At 71.0% G+C, this 17,099-nt stretch carries 17 protein-coding genes; 14 read left to right on the forward strand and 3 right to left on the reverse strand.

Annotation, left to right across the window (positions count from 1 at the left end):
* Positions 1–5: 5 nt before the first annotated feature.
* Positions 6–362, forward strand: a complete 357-nt coding sequence (locus JTJ31_RS13515; RefSeq protein ID WP_207539177.1) for a hypothetical protein — start codon at positions 6–8, stop codon at positions 360–362.
* Here JTJ31_RS13515 and JTJ31_RS13520 read toward each other — a convergent pair.
* Together JTJ31_RS13520 and JTJ31_RS13525 are read right to left on the reverse strand one after the other, a co-directional pair.
* Positions 349–1,683, reverse strand: a complete 1,335-nt coding sequence (locus JTJ31_RS13520; protein ID WP_207539178.1) for a glutamate--cysteine ligase — start codon at positions 1,681–1,683, stop codon at positions 349–351. The two genes, JTJ31_RS13515 and JTJ31_RS13520, sit on opposite strands and share 14 nt — an antisense overlap.
* Positions 1,680–2,417 (reverse strand): 16S rRNA (uracil(1498)-N(3))-methyltransferase, encoded by a 738-nt coding sequence (locus JTJ31_RS13525; protein WP_207539179.1) that lies wholly within the window; start codon positions 2,415–2,417, stop codon positions 1,680–1,682. The genes JTJ31_RS13520 and JTJ31_RS13525 overlap by 4 nt, the downstream gene beginning before the upstream one ends.
* On the opposite strand from JTJ31_RS13525, the gene ubiA reads away from it, so the two are divergent.
* The 13 genes from ubiA (at position 2,410) to JTJ31_RS13590 (ending at position 15,062) form a co-directional block, all read left to right on the forward strand.
* Positions 2,410–3,345 (forward strand): 4-hydroxybenzoate octaprenyltransferase, encoded by a 936-nt coding sequence (gene ubiA / locus JTJ31_RS13530; protein WP_207539180.1) that lies wholly within the window; start codon positions 2,410–2,412, stop codon positions 3,343–3,345. The genes JTJ31_RS13525 and ubiA overlap by 8 nt on opposite strands.
* Positions 3,339–3,977: a class I SAM-dependent methyltransferase gene (locus JTJ31_RS13535; protein WP_207539181.1), complete on the forward strand. Its 639-nt coding sequence runs from the start codon at positions 3,339–3,341 to the stop codon at positions 3,975–3,977. Before ubiA ends, JTJ31_RS13535 begins: the two co-directional genes overlap by 7 nt.
* 32 nt (positions 3,978–4,009) lie before the next feature.
* Complete coding sequence (locus tag JTJ31_RS13540) at positions 4,010–4,423, forward strand: type IV secretion protein Rhs (protein WP_207539182.1); 414 nt, start codon at positions 4,010–4,012, stop codon at positions 4,421–4,423.
* 87 nt (positions 4,424–4,510) lie between these two features.
* The gene (locus tag JTJ31_RS13545; RefSeq protein WP_207539183.1) at positions 4,511–5,617 is read left to right on the forward strand and encodes a GTPase family protein; all 1,107 of its coding nucleotides are present in this window, start codon (positions 4,511–4,513) and stop codon (positions 5,615–5,617) included.
* On the forward strand, positions 5,614–7,005 hold the full coding sequence (locus JTJ31_RS13550; protein WP_207539184.1) for a hypothetical protein: 1,392 nt from the start codon (positions 5,614–5,616) through the stop codon (positions 7,003–7,005). The genes JTJ31_RS13545 and JTJ31_RS13550 overlap by 4 nt, the downstream gene beginning before the upstream one ends.
* A gap of 104 nt (positions 7,006–7,109) precedes the next feature.
* The gene (gene atpH / locus JTJ31_RS13555; RefSeq protein ID WP_207539185.1) at positions 7,110–7,697 is read left to right on the forward strand and encodes an ATP synthase F1 subunit delta; all 588 of its coding nucleotides are present in this window, start codon (positions 7,110–7,112) and stop codon (positions 7,695–7,697) included.
* Position 7,698: 1 nt separating this feature from the next.
* The gene (gene atpA / locus JTJ31_RS13560) at positions 7,699–9,231 is read left to right on the forward strand and encodes a F0F1 ATP synthase subunit alpha (RefSeq protein WP_207539186.1); all 1,533 of its coding nucleotides are present in this window, start codon (positions 7,699–7,701) and stop codon (positions 9,229–9,231) included.
* A 21-nt stretch (positions 9,232–9,252) separates the two neighbouring features.
* Complete coding sequence (locus JTJ31_RS13565) at positions 9,253–10,134, forward strand: F0F1 ATP synthase subunit gamma (protein ID WP_207539187.1); 882 nt, start codon at positions 9,253–9,255, stop codon at positions 10,132–10,134.
* Positions 10,135–10,150: 16 nt separating this feature from the next.
* Positions 10,151–11,578: a F0F1 ATP synthase subunit beta gene (gene atpD, locus JTJ31_RS13570; RefSeq protein ID WP_207539188.1), complete on the forward strand. Its 1,428-nt coding sequence runs from the start codon at positions 10,151–10,153 to the stop codon at positions 11,576–11,578.
* Positions 11,579–11,760: 182 nt separating this feature from the next.
* A complete protein-coding gene (locus tag JTJ31_RS13575) occupies positions 11,761–12,171 on the forward strand; it encodes a F0F1 ATP synthase subunit epsilon (protein WP_207539189.1) in 411 nt (136 codons plus the stop codon).
* A 31-nt stretch (positions 12,172–12,202) separates the two neighbouring features.
* Positions 12,203–13,048: an acyl-ACP desaturase gene (locus JTJ31_RS13580; protein WP_207539190.1), complete on the forward strand. Its 846-nt coding sequence runs from the start codon at positions 12,203–12,205 to the stop codon at positions 13,046–13,048.
* A gap of 30 nt (positions 13,049–13,078) precedes the next feature.
* The gene (locus JTJ31_RS13585) at positions 13,079–14,143 is read left to right on the forward strand and encodes a glycosyltransferase family 4 protein (protein WP_207539191.1); all 1,065 of its coding nucleotides are present in this window, start codon (positions 13,079–13,081) and stop codon (positions 14,141–14,143) included.
* Between the two features lie 37 nt (positions 14,144–14,180).
* Positions 14,181–15,062: a hypothetical protein gene (locus tag JTJ31_RS13590; protein WP_207539192.1), complete on the forward strand. Its 882-nt coding sequence runs from the start codon at positions 14,181–14,183 to the stop codon at positions 15,060–15,062.
* On the opposite strand, the gene JTJ31_RS13595 is transcribed toward JTJ31_RS13590, so the two are convergent.
* A complete protein-coding gene (locus JTJ31_RS13595) occupies positions 15,055–17,085 on the reverse strand; it encodes a 4Fe-4S binding protein (protein WP_207539193.1) in 2,031 nt (676 codons plus the stop codon). The genes JTJ31_RS13590 and JTJ31_RS13595 overlap by 8 nt on opposite strands.
* Positions 17,086–17,099: the final 14 nt, after the last annotated feature.

The following is a 17,099-nucleotide window of genomic DNA, read 5'->3' on the forward strand; positions in this document are numbered from 1 at the left end:
GGGCCATGCGACGCCCCCTCCTCGCCCTGCTCCTCCTCGCCGGCTGCGCGGGACCGTCCTTCCAGGACACCCTCGCCGGGATGATCGGCCTGCCGGAGGCGGAGATGGTGGCACGGCTGGGCGTGCCGCAGCGCACGGCGGAGGTGCAGGGACGCCGCTTCGCCACCTACGAGACGACGCGCGACGAACTCGTCCCTGCCGGCCCCTATCTGTGGCGCTTCCCCGTGGATGCGGTGCGCCGCACGCACTGCGAGGTCACCTTCGAGGTTACGGGCGGCACGGTGCGCGCCGCCAGCCATCGCGGCGACGGGTGTTGGGGCGGGTTCGGACCGATGGGCCGCGTGGGTGCTACACTTCCATGAAGCGCAGCGCCTGGCCGGCATCGCCGCGCCAGGCGCCATCGAACAGCGCCAGCATCCGCTCCGCCTGCGTCTGCCCGCTCGCCACGATCTCGTGCAGCGGGGCGAGATAGGCTTCCTCGCCCAGGCCGCGCGACTTCAGCCCCGACTCGCTGATCGCCAGCGCGTCGCGCGCCACGTCCTGGAGCGACCGCCCGGCGATCTCGGCGTGCAGCGCCTTCGCCGGGACGGCCGCGCGAAGCTCGCGGATCTGCTCCACGCTCCAGGGGCGCACCAGCGAGGCCGCCGCCTTCTGCGCCGCGTCGTCGTAGAGCAGCCCGACCCAGAAGGCGGGCTTGGCCAGCAGCATGGGGGCGGAGCCGGAATCGCTGCCGCGCATCTCCAGGAACTTCTTCAGCCGCACATCGGTGAAGACGGTGGTGACGTGGTCGCAGGCATCGCCCATGGTCGCGCGCAGCCCGGGGATCTTGCCCGCCATCAGGTCGCGGAAGGAGGCGCCGGCCACGTCCCACAGCTTGCCCTCGCGCGCCACGAAATACATCGGCACGTCGAGGACGTATTCGGCGAAGCGCTCGAAGCCGAACCCCTCCTCGAAGACGCAATCGGGAATACCGGTGCGGTCCGGGTCGGTGTCGGTCCAGACGCGCCCACGCAGCGACAGGAAGCCCGAAGGCTTGCCCTCCAGGAAGGGCGAGGCGGCGAAGAGCGCGGTGGCAAGCGGCTGCAGCGCCAGCGAGACCCGCAGCTTCTCCGCCATGTCGGCCTCGGAGCCGAAATCCAGGTTCACCTGCACCGTCGCGGTGCGCAGCATCATGTCGAGGCCGAAGGAGCCCTTGGTCGGCATGTAGCGCCGCATGATCGCGTAGCGGCTCTTGGGCATCCAGGGCATCGCCTCGCGCATGGCGACGGGGTGGAAGCCCATCCCGGCGAAGCCGAGGCCGAGGGGCTGCGCCACGGCATGCACGTCGCGCAGATGCGCCGCGAGTTCCAGGCGGGTCTCATGCAGCGTCTCGAGCGGCGCGCCGGAGAGCTCGAACTGCCCTCCCGGCTCCAGGCTCACCGATTCGGTGCCGCGCGACAGGCCGATGACGTTGTTGTTGTCGGTGATGGGCTCCCAGCCGAGCTTGCCGATCCCCTCCAGCATCGCGCCGATGCCGCGCGTCGCGTAGTCGGGGGGCGAGAGGTCGTCGCGGCGGAAGCCGATCTTCTCGTGCTCCGTGCCGATGCGCCAGGCCTCGCGCGGCTTGGCGCCGGAGGCGAACCACTCGGCCAACTGCCGCGCGGAGGTGAACGGCGTCGGGTCGGCCTGGCCGGGATTGCTCATTCGCTCGCTTTCGTCTCAGGAAGGCGGCCGCCGGCATCCCGCGCAAAGGCGAGGGCGCCCAGGCCGGCCACCGCCGCCGTCTCCGCGCGCAGGATGCGGGGGCCGAGCGAGGCCAGCGTAACAAAGGGTCGCCGGGCGAGGTCGTCAAGTTCGCCCCGTTCGAACCCCCCTTCCGGCCCCACCAGCAGCGCCTCGGCGGGCAGCAGCGTCCCGAGGGGCGGGGCCTCGCGCCGCTCGGCGGCGACGAGCAGCCGCCCGCCCTCCCAGGAATCGAGCACGGCGTGCAGCGGTCGGGCCTCGTCCACGGCGGGAACGGAAAGGCGCTCGCACTGCTCCGCCGCGGCGCGGGCGATGGCGGAGAGGCGCTCGGTGTTGCTGTGGGTGGCGACGCAGCGGCGTGTCAGAACCGGGGTGATGCGCGTCGCGCCCAGCTCCGTCGCCTTTTCCACTGCCCAGTCCATCGCCTCGCGCTTCAGCGCGGCCAGCACGAGGCGCAGCTTCGCCTCCGCCGCCTCCGGCGCGCGAAGCTGGGCTCCGAGGGCGATGGCGCCGCGATCCTTGCGCAGCGCCGTGAGCGTCGCCGCGAACTCGCCATCGCCGGGGTTGAAGACCCGAAGCTCCGCCCCGGCGGCGCGGCGCAGCACCGTGCCGAGGTGATGCGCCTGGGCCGGGGTGAGGGCGATCTCCGCCCCCTCGCGAAGGGCCGATTCCACGTGGAGGCGCGGGATGGACATGCGCCCATCTGCCGTGCTGCATGGCCCGGTGCAAGGCTACACCGACATCCGTCGCGAGGGCTGGGTGGCGCGGCTGCCGGAATCCTGGCGCCCCTATGCCCTGTTGATGCGGGCCGACCGGCCGATCGGCGCCTGGCTGCTCTTCCTGCCCGGGCTCTGGGCCATCGCGCTGCATGCGCGGGACGGGTGGCAGGGGCTGTGGCTCACTTCGCTGTTCTTCGTGGGCGCCTTCGTGATGCGCGGCGCGGGCTGCGTGGTGAATGACCTCTGGGACCGCGACATCGACAGGCAGGTCGAGCGCACGCGCGGCCGGCCCCTGGCGGCGGGGCTGGTCTCGCCGATGCAGGCGCTCTGGTTCCTGGCGGGGCTCTGCGTCGTTGGCCTTTTCATCCTGCTCACGCTGCCGCGCTTCGCCTGGATTGTCGGCGTCGTGTCGCTGGTGCCGGTGGTGCTCTACCCGCTGGCGAAGCGGGTGACGGATTATCCGCAATTCGTGCTGGGCCTCACCTTCGGCTGGGGCGCGCTTCTCGGGACCGCGGCCTCGGTGGAGACCATCACCCCGGCAGGGTGGCTGCTCTACGCCGCGAGCATCGCCTGGATCCTCGGCTACGACACGATCTACGCCCATCAGGACCGCGAGGATGATGCGCTGGTCGGCATCCGCTCCACGGCGCTGCGCTTCGGAGAGCGGACGCGGCCCTTCCTCCTGGCCTGCTACGGCGCGACGCTCGCGCTGCTGCTGCTGGCCGGATGGGTGGCGGGGCTGTCCCCGATCTTCGTCCTGGCGCTGCTGCCCGCCGCTGCCTTGCTGTGGCGGCAGACGCGGGCGCTGGACATCCACGACCCGGCGCTCTGCCTCGTCCTGTTCAAGCAGAACCGCGAGGTCGGGCTGCTGGTCGCCCTGGCCCTGCTGATCGGCCGGTGGTGAACGCGGGGGGCTTCATCGCGGCGCATACCACCATCGCCCGCGCGCCCCTGGTGCCCGAGATCGCCCTGCACCTCGCCACGGAAATCACGCCGATCTGGCGCGCGACGGAGGATTTCCTGCGCGAGAACGGCATCGAGCCGCCTTTCTGGGCCTTCGCTTGGCCGGGCGGGCAGGCCCTGGCGCGCTCCGTGCTCGATGGGCCGGACCTCCAGGGGATGCGCGTGCTGGACTTCGCCGCCGGCTGCGGCATCGCCGGAATCGCGGCGGCCCTGCGCGGCGCCGAGGTGGAATGCGCGGAGATCGACGCGCTGGCGCTGGAAGCCTGCCGGCTGAACGCGACGCTGAACGGCGTGGCACTCGGCACGCCGGAGGGTGACGTGGTGGGCAGCCCGCGGCGCTGGGACATCATCCTGGCCGGCGATGTCTGCTACGAGGCGCCGATGTCTGCGCATATCCTGCCCTGGCTGCGCGCCATGGCCGGGGCAGGTGCGGAGGTGCGTCTCGCCGACCCCGGCCGCGCCTACCTGCCGCGCGAGAGGCTCGAAGCGCTCTCTACCCACCGCGTCCCGACCTCCCTGGAACTGGAGGACCGGACGGAGCGTGTGGTGACGATTGCCCGATTGCTGCCCTGAAACCGCCACCCTGGGAGGGTCGCATCCTTCCCATGTGGCCCGCCTTTCTCGCAGCCCTGCTGCTTTCCATCCCCGAAGCCCCGGCGCAGACCCGGCGTGAATACGACGCGCAGGGGCGCTTTGGGGGCCGCGCCGAGGATCGCGGGCAGAACAGCCGCGCTTATGACGCGCAGGGCCGTTTCACCGGCCGCTCCGAGTTCCGTGACGGCGAGCGGCGGGACTATGACCGGGAAGGCCGGTTCCAGGGCAGGGCCGAGACGCGTGGCGACGCGACGCGGCTTTACGACGCGCAAGGTCGCTTCGAGGGGCGCAGCGAAACGCGCGGCGGTGAGACCCGTCACTACGATGCGCAGGGGAGGTTCCAGGGCCGCTCGGAAACCCGCAATGGCGAGACGCAGCACTACGATGCCCAGGGGCGATTCACCGGCCGCACCGAGCGGCGCTGACGCCTGCCTTGCAACCCGGGGCGGGGCTGCGCACCTTTTCCGCCCATGTGGGATCGTCTCAACAGGCTGTGGCGTGAGGTCGAGGACGTGCTTCTCGCCCGCCGGGTCGAGGACCGGGCGCGACAGGCAGCCGAGGCGGCGGCGCCCGTCATCTGGATGCTGGGCAAGACACAGGCCGGCAAGACCGCCATCGTCGCCGCCCTGACCGGCGACAGCCGCGCCGAGATCGGCCAGGGCTTCGCTCCCTGCACCCGGGAATCCCGCCTCTACGACGTGCCGCCCGAGGCGCCGGTGGTGCGCTTCCTCGACACGCGCGGCCTGGGCGAGGCGCGCTACGACCCCGCCGAGGACATCGCCTTCTGCGAGTCGCAGGCCCATCTGCTGCTCGCGGTGATGCAGGCCTCCGACCCCGACCAGGGCGCGGTGCTGCGCGTGGTGCGCGAGGCGCGGCGCCGCCATCCCGAATGGCCGCTGGTGGTGGCGCAGACCGGCCTCCATCGCCTCTACCCGCCCGGCGCCACCCATGCCGAAACATGGGACGAGGCGGAAGCGCCCGAGGCGCTACGCCGGGCGCTGGAGACCCAGCGGCGCCTGTTCGACGGTCTGGGCGCGCGCTGCGTCCCGCTCGACTTCACCGAGGAGGAAATGGGCCTTTCCCCGCGCCTGTATCGCGTGGAGGCGCTGCGCGAGGCCTTAGAAACCGCCTCCGCCGAGGTGGCGGTGGCGCTGCGTCGGATCGACACGGATGAGGGCCAGGACCGGCTGGTCCGGCAGGCCCGGCGCACCGTCTATGCCTATGCGGCGCTGGCGGGCGGGGCAGGGGCGGTGCCGGTGCCGCTCGCCGGGCTGGGCGGCCTCGCCACGCTGCAGGCTCTGATGCTGCGCGCCCTGGCCGAGCGCTTCGGCGTAGCCTGGACCCGACGCGACTGGGCGGAGTTCATCGGCTCGCTCGGCACCGGGTCGTTGCTGGGGGTGGGGCTGCGCTACGGTCTGGCCGAGATCTTCAAGCTGATCCCGGGCGTCGGTACGGTGCTGGCCGGGGCCGCCAATGCCGCCGCCGCCGCCGCCCTCACCACCGCACTGGGCGAGGCCGCCATCGCCTATCTGTCCCGCCGCCGCCTGGGCCAGGCCGCCTCGGCCCGCGAGTTGCGGGAGGTCTTCGCGGCGACGCTGCGCGACGCCTGGGCACGATGAGGGTCGGGCTGCGCCGCTACCTGCGCCGCTATTGGCGCGAGGCCCTGCTCGGCTTCTGCCTCGCCGCGCCCTGGCTGTCGCTGATGGTGCTGGGCGGGCTCTGGCTGTGGGAGGCGGGGCGTGTGGTCTGGTGGGCGATCGGCGCCGCACTTTTCGCCCTGGCGGCTTGGCCGCTGCGCGTCGCCGTGCGCCGCCGCGCCATCGCCCGCGTCACGGAGGCCGCGGCCACGCGGCGGGGCTTCGACCCCACGGAGGACACGGTGGAGGACATCGCGGCGCGGGAGCTGGTGAACCGCCGCGCCGCCGCAGCCGGACCCCTCGACCTGACCGACCGGGAGGCGGTGGAGCGGACGCTGCGGGAGACGGTGGAGGCGGTGGCTGCCCATTACCACCCCACCGCCAAGCGCCCCACCTTGCAGACCACCCCGCCCGAGCTGCTGCTTCTCATGGAGCGGCTGAGCAATCGGCTGCGTGGGCTGATCCGCGACTTTCCCCTGCTGCACCGCACCAAGCTGGAGCGGCTGGTCTCCGGCGCCGAGTTCTGGGACCGGCATGGTGGCACGCTGACCCGGCTCTACGAGGCCGCGGACGCGCTGTGGCGCGTGTCCCGCTTCGCCCGCAACCCTGCCTCTGCCGTGTTCCGGGAGGCGGCGCGCGTCGCCGACGTATCCACCTTCGGTCTCCTCACCGACACGGCGGGGCGGGAGGCGCATCGCTTCCTAATCCGCGAGGCGGGGGATGCCGCCATCGCCCTGTACTCCGGCCGGCTCCGCATGACGGAGGCGGAGATCAATGCCTTGACCGAGCCGGTGCCGGAGGCGGCGCCGCTGCGCCTTTCCATCACCGGGCGGCCCGGGGCGGGCGTCACCACCATGGCCGAGGCGCTGGAGGCGCTGGCCCGGGAGGCAGGCTTCGCCTTGCTGGAACGTGGTGCCTGGCGCGGGGCGGATGCCGTGCTGCTCGTCTCCCCTGCCATGCGGCCGGACCGGGCGGAGGATCTGGCCCTGCTGGAGGCGCTGCGGAAGGAAGCCGGGCTGGCACCGCCGCCCATCCTCGTCGCCATGACCGGGGCCGATCTCCTCCCGCCGCCCACCCAATGGCCGCCCGAGGACCATCCCGCCAAGCGCGCCACCGTGGACAAGGCGCGGGCGGCGGTGGCGGAGGCGCTGGACGTGGCCGATGTCCATCCCGTCGCCTTCCCACCCGGCGGGACACCCTGGGGGCTGGAGGCGCTGGCGGCGGCGCTCAAGGCCGCGAAGCCTGCCGCCCGCCGGGCGCGGGAGGCGCGGCTGCGGGCGGAGGATGCCCGCTTCTCGCCCCTTGCCGAGGCGGGGCGGGCCTTTCGGACGGGCCGTAACGTGCTGAGCGCCCTCACCAAGAAGAAATAGACGGTTCACGCTTGGTTGCCGTCCTGCAAGCCCTGTGTTAGAGCGCCCGCGCCTTTCGGGGGTCGTCCCTGAAGGCCTTCCAGGAACAGGACCGGGACCGCCAGGTGGCCGAGACCATTTCCCAAGACACGCCCGCCGTCGGCAGCGTCGCGGAGCGTTACGCGCTGGCCCTCCTGGCCCACGCGGATGAACTGCGCGCCCAGGATCCGGGCGCGCTCGACCGCATTGCGGCCGACATCCAAGGCTTCGCCCGCATCGCCAGCGGGGATGCGGGCTTCCGCGCCTTCCTCGCCGATCCGCGCCTGTCCGCTAAGCAGCAGCAGGGTGCCGCCTTCGCCCTGGCCGACAAGGCCGGGGTGGGCAAGGAGGTCCGCAACCTGCTCGGCGTGCTGATCAACAATCGCCGCCTCGCGGAGCTTCCGGCCGTGGCCGCCGCCTTCGGTGCCAAGCTGGCCGAGCGGCGCGGGCAGCAGGTCGCGCATGTCACCAGCGCCTTCCCGCTCAACGACACGCAGCGTGCCCAGATCGTGGCGCGCCTGACCGAGAGCGGCTTTTCCGGCGTCCAGCTCTCCGAGACGGTGGACCGCTCCATCATGGGCGGGCTGATCGTGCGGATCGGCTCGCGCCTCTACGACAACTCGATCAAGTCCAAGCTGCAGCGCCTGCAGTATGCCATGAAGGGGGCCGCCTGAGATGGAAATCCGTCCGGCTGAGATTTCGGAGATCCTGAAGCAGCAGATCGCGAGCTTCGACGCGGAGGCCAATGTGGCCGAGGTCGGCACTGTGCTGACCGTGGGCGACGGCATCGCGCGCGTGTACGGGCTGCAGAACGTGATGGCCGGCGAGCTGGTGGAGTTCCCCTCCGCCGGCATCAAGGGCATGGCGCTGAACCTCGAGACCGACAATGTCGGCATCGTGATCTTCGGCGACGACAAGAACGTCCGCGAGGGCGACACCGTGTCGCGCACCGGCGCCATCGTGGACGTGCCGGTGGGCAAGGGCCTGCTGGGCCGCGTGGTGGACGGTCTGGGCAACCCGATCGACGGCAAGGGCCCGCTGGTGGACGTGACGCGCCGCCGCGCCGAGCTGAAGGCGCCGGGCATCATCCCCCGCAAGTCCGTGCATGAGCCGATGCAGACGGGCATCAAGGCGATCGACGCCCTGATCCCCATCGGCCGCGGCCAGCGCGAGCTGATCATCGGCGACCGCCAGACCGGCAAGACGGCGGTGATCGTGGATACGATCATCAACCAGAAGGGCGTCAACGCCTCCGGCGACGAGTCGAAGAAGCTCTACTGCATCTATGTCGCGGTCGGGCAGAAGCGCTCCACCGTCGCGCAGCTGGTGAAGCAGCTGGAGGAGAGCGGCGCGCTCGAGTACTCGATCATCGTCGCCGCCACGGCCTCCGACCCGGCGCCGATGCAGTTCCTGGCCCCCTACACGGGCTGCGCCATGGGTGAGTACTTCCGCGACAACGGCATGCACGCGGTCATCTTCTATGACGATCTGTCCAAGCAGGCCGTCTCCTACCGCCAGATGTCGCTGCTGCTGCGCCGTCCGCCGGGCCGCGAGGCCTATCCGGGCGACGTGTTCTATCTGCACTCCCGCCTGCTCGAGCGCGCGGCGAAGATGAACGACGATTTCGGCGCGGGCTCGCTGACGGCGCTGCCGGTGATCGAGACGCAGGCGGGCGACGTGTCGGCCTACATCCCGACCAACGTCATCTCCATCACGGACGGCCAGATCTTCCTGGAGACGGAGCTGTTCTTCAAGGGCATCCGCCCCGCCGTGAACGTCGGCCTCTCCGTGTCTCGCGTGGGCTCGGCGGCGCAGATCAAGGCGATGAAGCAGGTGGCCGGCCGCATCAAGCTGGAACTCGCGCAGTATCGCGAGATGGCGGCCTTCGCGCAGTTCTCCTCGGACCTCGACGCCTCGACCCAGGCGCTGCTGGCCCGCGGCGCCCGCCTGACGGAGCTGCTGAAGCAGCCCCAGTTCAAGCCGGTTCCGGTGGAGGAGCAGGTGGTGGCGATCTTCGCCGGCACGCGCGGCTACCTCGACAAGCTGCCCGTCAACAAGGTGGGCGAGTTCGAGAGCCGTCTGCTCGGCGAGCTGAAGTCGGCGGCGCCGGACATTCTGAACAGCATCCGCACGGACCGCGAGATCAAGAAGGAGACTGAGACCAAGCTCGTCGCCTTCCTGGACAGCTTCGCCAAGTCCTTCGCCTGACGCTCTGAACGGGGTCGCCCGATGCCCAGCCTGAAGAGCCTGCGTTCGCGGATCAACAGCGTGAAGTCCACGCGGAAGATCACGCAGGCCATGAAGATGGTGGCCGCCGCCAAGCTCCGCCGCGCGCAGAGCCAAGCGGAGGCCGCCCGCCCCTACGCGGAGCGGATGGAGCGCATGCTGGCGTCGCTCGGCGCCTCGGTGGCGAGCAGCCCCGACGCGCCGCGCATGCTGGTGGGCACCGGGGCGGACAATGTCCACCTCCTGGTCGTGGTCACCGCGGATCGCGGCCTGGCCGGGCCGTTCAACACCAATGTGGGCCGCTTCGCGCGTGCCCGCATCCGGGCGCTGGAGGGCGAGGGCAAGACGGTCAAGATCCTGACCGTCGGCCGAAAGGGTGCCGCCTACCTGAAGCGCGAATTCGCTTCCCGCTTCATCGGCGAGATCACCCTCGCCGGCAAGAAGCGGCTGGAATTCGCCGATGCGCAGGATGTCGCGCACCGCATCACCGCGATGCTGGAAGCCGGCGAGTTCGACGTCTGCTCCCTGCTCTACAACCGCTTCCGCAACGTCATCACCCAGGTGCCGACGGAGCAGCGGCTGATCCCCGCCCCGCTTCCCGAGGGCGAGGCGACGGCCGATGCGGGCGGCGCTCTCTACGAGTACGAGCCGACCGAGGAGGAGATCCTCGCGCAGCTCCTGCCGCAGAACCTGGCGATCCAGATTTACCGCGCGCTGCTCGAAAGCGCGGCGGGTGAGCAGGGCAGCCGCATGACGGCGATGGACAACGCCACGCGCAATGCGGGCGAGATGATCAACAAGCTCACGCTGAACTACAACAGGACCCGACAGGCCAACATCACCAAGGAGCTGATCGAGATCATCTCCGGTGCCGAGGCGGTCTGAGAAAGGAACCATGGCCATGAAGAACAATGTCGGTCAGGTGACGCAGGTGCTCGGCGCCGTGGTGGACGTGCAGTTCCCCGCCGAGCTCCCCGCCATCCTCAACGCCCTCACCGTGGACGTGAACGGGCAGAAGCTGGTGCTCGAGGTGGCGCAGCACCTCGGCGAGCGCACCGTGCGCACCATCGCCATGGACACGACGGATGGCCTGGTCCGTGGCGCCGAGGTGACGGACACGGGCGCGGGCATCTCCGTCCCCGTCGGGCCGCAGACGCTGGGCCGCATTCTGAACGTGATCGGCGAGCCGATCGACGAGCGCGGCCCGGTGGGCGCCACGCAGTTCTTCCCGATCCACCGTGACGCCCCGGCCTTCGAGGAGCAGGCCACCTCGGCCGAGATCCTGGTGACGGGCATCAAGGTCATCGACCTGCTGGCCCCCTACCTGAAGGGCGGCAAGATCGGCCTGTTCGGCGGCGCCGGCGTCGGCAAGACCGTGACCATTCAGGAGCTGATCAACAACATCGCCAAGGCGCATGGCGGCGTGTCCGTCTTCGCCGGCGTGGGCGAGCGCACCCGCGAGGGCAATGACCTCTACCACGAGATGGTGGATGCCGGCGTCATCAAGCTGGGCGAGGGCACGACCGAGGGCTCCAAGGTGGCCCTGGTGTATGGCCAGATGAACGAGCCGCCGGGCGCCCGCGCCCGCGTCGCGCTGTCCGGCCTGTCCATCGCGGAATACTTCCGCGACGAGCAGGGCCAGGACGTGCTGTTCTTCATCGACAACATCTTCCGCTTCACCCAGGCGGGCGCCGAGGTGTCGGCGCTGCTCGGCCGCATCCCCTCCGCGGTGGGCTACCAGCCGACCCTGTCCACGGACATGGGCGCGTTGCAGGAGCGCATCACCTCCACCAAGAAGGGTTCGATCACCTCGGTGCAGGCCATCTACGTGCCCGCCGACGACCTGACGGACCCAGCCCCGGCCACCTCCTTCGCGCACCTTGACGCGACGACGGTGCTCAACCGCTCCATCGCGGAGCTGGGCATCTTCCCGGCGGTGGACCCGCTCGACTCCACCTCCCGCGCCCTCGACCCGCGCGTGGTGGGCAACGAGCACTACCAGACGGCCCGCGAGGTGCAGCGCATCCTGCAGACCTACAAGTCGCTGCAGGACATCATCGCCATTCTGGGCATGGATGAGCTGTCGGAAGAGGACAAGCTGGTCGTGGCGCGCGCGCGCAAGATCCAGCGCTTCCTGTCACAGCCCTTCCACGTGGCCGAGGTCTTCACCGGCACGCCCGGCGTGTTCGTGAAGCTGGAGGACACGATCCGCTCCTTCGCCGCCATCTGCAACGGCGAGTACGACCATCTTCCCGAGGCGGCCTTCTACATGGTCGGCACGATCGAAGAGGCCGTGAAGAAGGGCGAGACCCTGAAGCAGGCGGCCTAAGCCGCCAGCATCTTCTGCCCTCAGACGCCGGGCGGCGGCTCCGCCGCCTTGGCTTCCGCGCCGTGAATGGCGCGCCGGCTGAAAGGCCGGTTGGGGCGTGGCGCCGGCCTTGCCGGCGCATTCTCGTTGGGCGGTGCCCGCCTTTTCGGGCAGCCGCTTCTTTTGGGTAGCAGGGGGCGCACGTGGCCAACTTCCAGCTCGAACTCGTCTCGCCGGAAAAGCTCCTCCTCTCGCGCGAGGTGGAGATGGCGATCATCCCCGCCGCCGAGGGCGAGATGGGCGTCCTTGCCGGCCATGCGCCGATGATCGTGGCGCTGCGTGGCGGCATCATCCGCGTGCGCGAGAACGGCCAGGAGACGGAGCGCCTCTTCGTCGCCGGCGGCTTTGCCGAGATCACGCCCACCCGCGTGACCGTGCTGGCCGACGAGGCGACGCCGGTTGCCGAACTCTCCCGCACCGAGGCGGAGCGCCGCATCGGCGAGGCCGAGGCCGCCTATGCCGCGGCCGCCTCCGACACACCGGAGCACCGCGACGCCGCCATGGCTCGCCTCCTTTCCATGCGTGCCATGCGCGACGCGGCTCAAGCGGCTTGAAGCGCGCCCGCCGCCCGCGCATCTCCGTGCCATGAAGCACTGGACGATCGAGCAGGTGGCGTGGGATCGCTTCGATCCCGCAAAGGTTGACCCCGCGGTCATCCCGCTGGTGAAGGCCGCCGCCATGGTGGAGCGCAACGGCGACGACTACGCGCTCTACCTCAAATCCATCTTCAAGGACGACCCGGACTTCCAACTTGCTGCCGACAACTGGGCGGTGGAGGAGATCCAGCATGGCGACGCGCTGGGCAAGTGGTCCACCCTGGCCGACCCGTCCTTCGACTACATGGCCGCCTTCGCGAAGTACCGCGCTGGCTTCACCATCGACACCAAGGCCGACGCCTCCATCCGTGGCTCCCTGACCGGGGAGCTGATCGCGCGCTGCATGGTGGAGACGGGCACCTCCTCCTACTACACCGCCCTCGGCGAAGCCTCGGACGAGCCGGTGCTGAAGGAAATCTGCCGGCTCATCGCCGCCGACGAGTACCGGCACTTCAAGCTCTTCTACGACCACATGAAGCGCTACCTGCGGCGCGAGAACCTGTCCTTCCCCCGCCGATTGCGCGTCGCCCTGGGCCGCGTCGGCGAAACGGAGGACGACGAGCTCGCCTTCGCCTTCCACTGTGCCAATGACGGGCCGGACGTCCCCTACGACCACGCCCGCTGCTCCGCCGGCTACATGGGCCGCGCCATGACCTATTACCGGTTCCGCCACATCGAGCGCGGCATGGGCATGATCTTCAAGGCGGTGGGGCTGGAGCCGCGCGGCAAGCTTTCTGCCTTCGCGGCCCGCGCTTCCTGGAAGCTGCTGGAATGGAAGCGCGACCGCTTCCTGCGGGCCCTGGCGGCGCAGCAGCTGCTCCCCCGCGCCGCCTGACAGGGGTGGCGCCGCGCCGCGTGGCGTGGCATGGCCCGCCCCGTCGTGCCCAGCTTCCTGCCCCACCTGATCCTGGCCCTTCCGCTCGCCCTGGTTTCGGCCATCACGGTGCGGGCGATGATCGCGCGGCCCATCCTAGACCACCCGGACCACCGCAAGGCGCATCGCAACCCCACACCCAAGGGGGGCGGGCTGGGGCCGGTGCTGGCCTTCATCCTCGGCATGCTGGCGGTGCATCATGTCACGCCACTCATGCCGCTGGCGGATACGCGCTACACCGGCGTGATCCTGGCCGCGATCGCCATGGCGGCGGTGGCGCTGGCGGACGACATCCGCGACTTCCGCTTCCTGGTGAAGCTGGGCGCCCAGGCAGGCGCCGCGCTGGTCGCCATGGGCTCGGGCCTCGTGCTCCAGCGCCTGTCACTGCCCTTTTTCGGCGAAGTGGAGCTGGGGGCGCTCGGCCTTGCCATCACCCTGTTCTGGATCGTCGGCTGCACCAATGCCGTGAACTTCATGGACGGGATGGACGGGCTGGTGGCCGGGGTGGTGCTGGTCTCCTCCTTGGCCCTGGCGCTGATCGGCGCGCTGGAAGGCGGCTGGTTCGTCTTCGCCGCCGGTTTGTTCCTGGCGGCCGGATTCGCAGGATTCCTCCCCTTCAACCTCCACCCGGCGCGGATCTTCATGGGCGATGTCGGCTCGCAATTCGCCGGCTTCATCCTCGCCGTGCTGGCCGTCGCGGCGGCGGGGTTCGAGAGCAGCCAGGTTTCCTTCCTGGTGGTGCCGCTGCTGCTCTTCGGACTGCTCTGGGATGCCGGATTCACCCTGCTGCGCCGCGCCCTGTTGGGCGAGCGGGTGAGCGACCCACACCGCACGCACCTGTATCAGATGGCGCAGCGGACCGGGATGCGTGTACCCCTCATCGCCGGCCTGCATTGGGGCTTCGCCGCTTTGGGGGCCGCGCTCTCCCTGATTTTCCTCCAACTGCCGGCTGCCGAGAAACCCTTGGTGGTGCTGCCCGCCCTGCTGGCGCAGCTGGCCTGGACCGGCTTTGTCGCCCTTCGCGTCCGCCGCGCCGGGCTGTCCTGGCGCGTCTGACAAGGCTTTCTTCACCTTCGCGCGCCATCCTCGTGCCATGCGCGTGGAGGAGGCCCGTCTGGCGGAACTGGCGCGCCTCGTGGAGGCGCTGGAGCGGCTCGCGCCCCGGGAAGGGGATCAACGCACGCGGGCACTGATTGCCGTCTCGCGTCAGCTTCTCGCCGAACCCACGCGGCGCCGCGCCGACCTTGGCCCCAAGCTTCTGGCCCTGGGTGCCCTGCTGGCCGATGCGGTGGCGCTTGCACTGGCCATGGTCTCGCTACTCGCGCCGGATGCGCGGCTGCTGGTTCCGTCCGTCTTGTGGCTGCTGTGGCGGCTGCGCCGCCTCGCCTGGCTCGGGGAGGAAGCGGCGCTGTTCCTGTGGGACATGGCCGCCCAGGGCTGGGACTGGCTGGCCGAGGCCTTCAGCCACCGCGCCGCCCAGCGGCTGGAGGCGCGCCTCGCCGCCACGGTCCTTCTTCGGCGCTGGCGCCGCCATGAAGCAGCAAGTCTCGACAAGCCGCAGGTGGAGGATTTCCTGGCCGGGTTCGGCGCGCGCACCCTAGGCGGCTGGCAAGCCCACGCCGCGGCACAGGAAGGCGGGGCGGCGCGCCGCCTGCGCCATCGCCGTGCCTCCGCGCTGCGCCGCGCCTTCCGCGAGATGGCGCTCGACGGCGCCTTCCGGCCCGAGGCCGTGCCCCCGCCTCCACCCCCCGTTCCGTCGCCGGCCGCGCCCGGGCCCGATCCGGCCGAGCAGGCACGGCGCGAGGCGAAGCGGGCCGGAATCGCCGCCCTGCTGCGCCGCAAGCGCGCCGAGGTGGACCAGGCGCATGGCTGGAAGCTCAAGACCCCCGCCGAGCACGAGCAGCGCGACCGTCACCTCGCCACGCTGCGTGGTGAGATCGCGGCGCTGGAGGCGGAGGCGAAGGCCCTCAGTTGAGGCGCTTCGCCCGTTCCGCCTCGCGCAGATAGTCCTCGGTGGTGCGGCTCGGAGGTCGCTCCGCCGCCGCGTAGGGGTCCAGGGCGTTCTCCGTCGCCTCCACCACGCGGCAATCCTCGCAAAGCTCCAGTGCGCGCAGCCGTGCCGGGTCCTGGAACATCCAGTGCCCGCTCGCGACCAGCTTGCTCTTCACCCGCTCGATGGAGGACTTCATGCCAAACGGCTTGGCGCAGCGCAGGCAGTGGAAGGGCTCCTCCTCCTTCACCACCGCGATGCGTGACGCCTCGGGCCGCAGATCCAGGCGCGGCTCCAGCGTGATAACCTTCTCCGGGCAGGTCGCGGCGCAAAGGCCGCATTGCACGCAGGCATCCTCCAGGAAGCGAAGCTGCGGGTGCTCCGGATTGGCGGTCAGCGCGCCGGTTGGGCAGACCATGGTGCAGGCCAGGCAGAGCGTACAGCCTGAGACCTCCACCCGCGCCAAGCCGAAAGGCGCCTTCTCCTCCATGGGGATGACCGGATGGCGCGCGCCGGTCGCCGCATCCAGGGCGCGGAAGGCCTGGCGCATCACCTCGCGCGGGGCGCCCAGCGGCAGGAAGGGGTCGGCCTCCCAGGTCGCGCGCAGGAGGCGCGTGTCGCGCAGCACCTCGCCGAGGGTGAAGGGGTCGTCGGTCTCGATCGCCGTGGCGCGGGCACCGCCCAGGCCCAGCCCCTCCAGCGCAGTCTGGAGGTAGCCGAGGTTGCGGAACACGCCCTCCGTCCCGTGCGGACGGCGCGACGGCAGCAGCAGCCGCACCCCCGCCGCGCCCCAGGCAAAGGCCCCGGCCAGCAGGGACAGGTCCAGCTGCGACACCTCGTTCACCTTGAGAGGGAGGACGCGCGCTGGCAGCCCGTCGCCATGGCGGGACAGGGCGTCCAGCAGCGCCTCGCCATGGCCCTCGTCGTGGAACAGCACCACCGCGTCGCGCCCGCCCGCCTCGCGGAAGCCGAGCAGCATCGCGCGCATGCGCCGCGCCAGCGCATCGGCGGAGGGCAGGGCATAGGTGATGGCGCCGGTCGGGCAAACCGCCGCGCAGGCGCCGCAGCCGGCGCAGATCTCGGCCGAGACCTCGACGTGGTCCTTGCCGCTGGGGGTGATGGCGCCGGTGGGGCAGAGATCGAGGCAGCGCGTGCAGCCGGTGCGGCGGTTGCGCGAATGGGCGCAGAGCCCCGCGTCGAAGGACACGAAGCGGGGCTTATCAAAGGTGCCAACCAGCTCGCCCGCCGCGGCGATGGCGCGGGTCAGCGCGGTGGCGTCGCCCGGCGCGGCGCGCAGATAGCCCTGGCGTAGCTCATGCGTCGGGAACAGGGGGGTGCCACCGGAAAGGTCCAGGATGAGGTCGCAGCGCGATGTGGCGCCGTTCTTTTCCGGTCCCCAGGCATAGGCGCTGCGGGAGGAGGGAGAGGGGGCGGCGTAGCCATCCACCGTGACGGAGAAGGCGCCGAGCCAGCCCGTCGCCGCCCGGGCGCGGCCCTTGGCCACCGGGAACTCGGCGCGTCGGAGCGGCTGCACCTCCGCCTCGCCCGTCAGCAGTACGGTGACGTCCAGCCGGTCCATCAGGGCGCGCGCCGCCTCCAGCGCCGCGGCGTCGCGACCCAGGATCAAGGCCACGCCCTTGCTTTCCAGCGCGACCAGGGGGGTGTCGCCCATGGGCACCGCCGCCCCGGCCAGCAGCCCGGCCATCTTCGGCCCCGCGTCGCGGCCTTCGGCGGACCAGCCCGCATGCTCGCGCACGTTCACGAAGTCGAGGGGATGGCGGAACCCTGTCTCCTCCGCCTCCTGCGCGAAGAGCGGCGCTTCCTGGGTGCAGGCGACGGTGACGGGGCGGCTCTCGCCCATCGCGGCCAGGAAGCGGTCCAGCTGCGCCCGGCAGAGCTGCTCGGCCGTCCGCACCTCGCCACCGCAGCCGCGCGCAATGGCGCGGCCATCGAGGTCCATCGTGTCCTCGCATGAACAGACGAAGTTGAGGCGCGTGGGAGCGGTCATCGAGGCGGTCTTTC

Source organism: Sabulicella rubraurantiaca (assembly GCF_017355885.1).
Classification (GTDB): domain Bacteria; phylum Pseudomonadota; class Alphaproteobacteria; order Acetobacterales; family Acetobacteraceae; genus Roseococcus; species Roseococcus rubraurantiacus.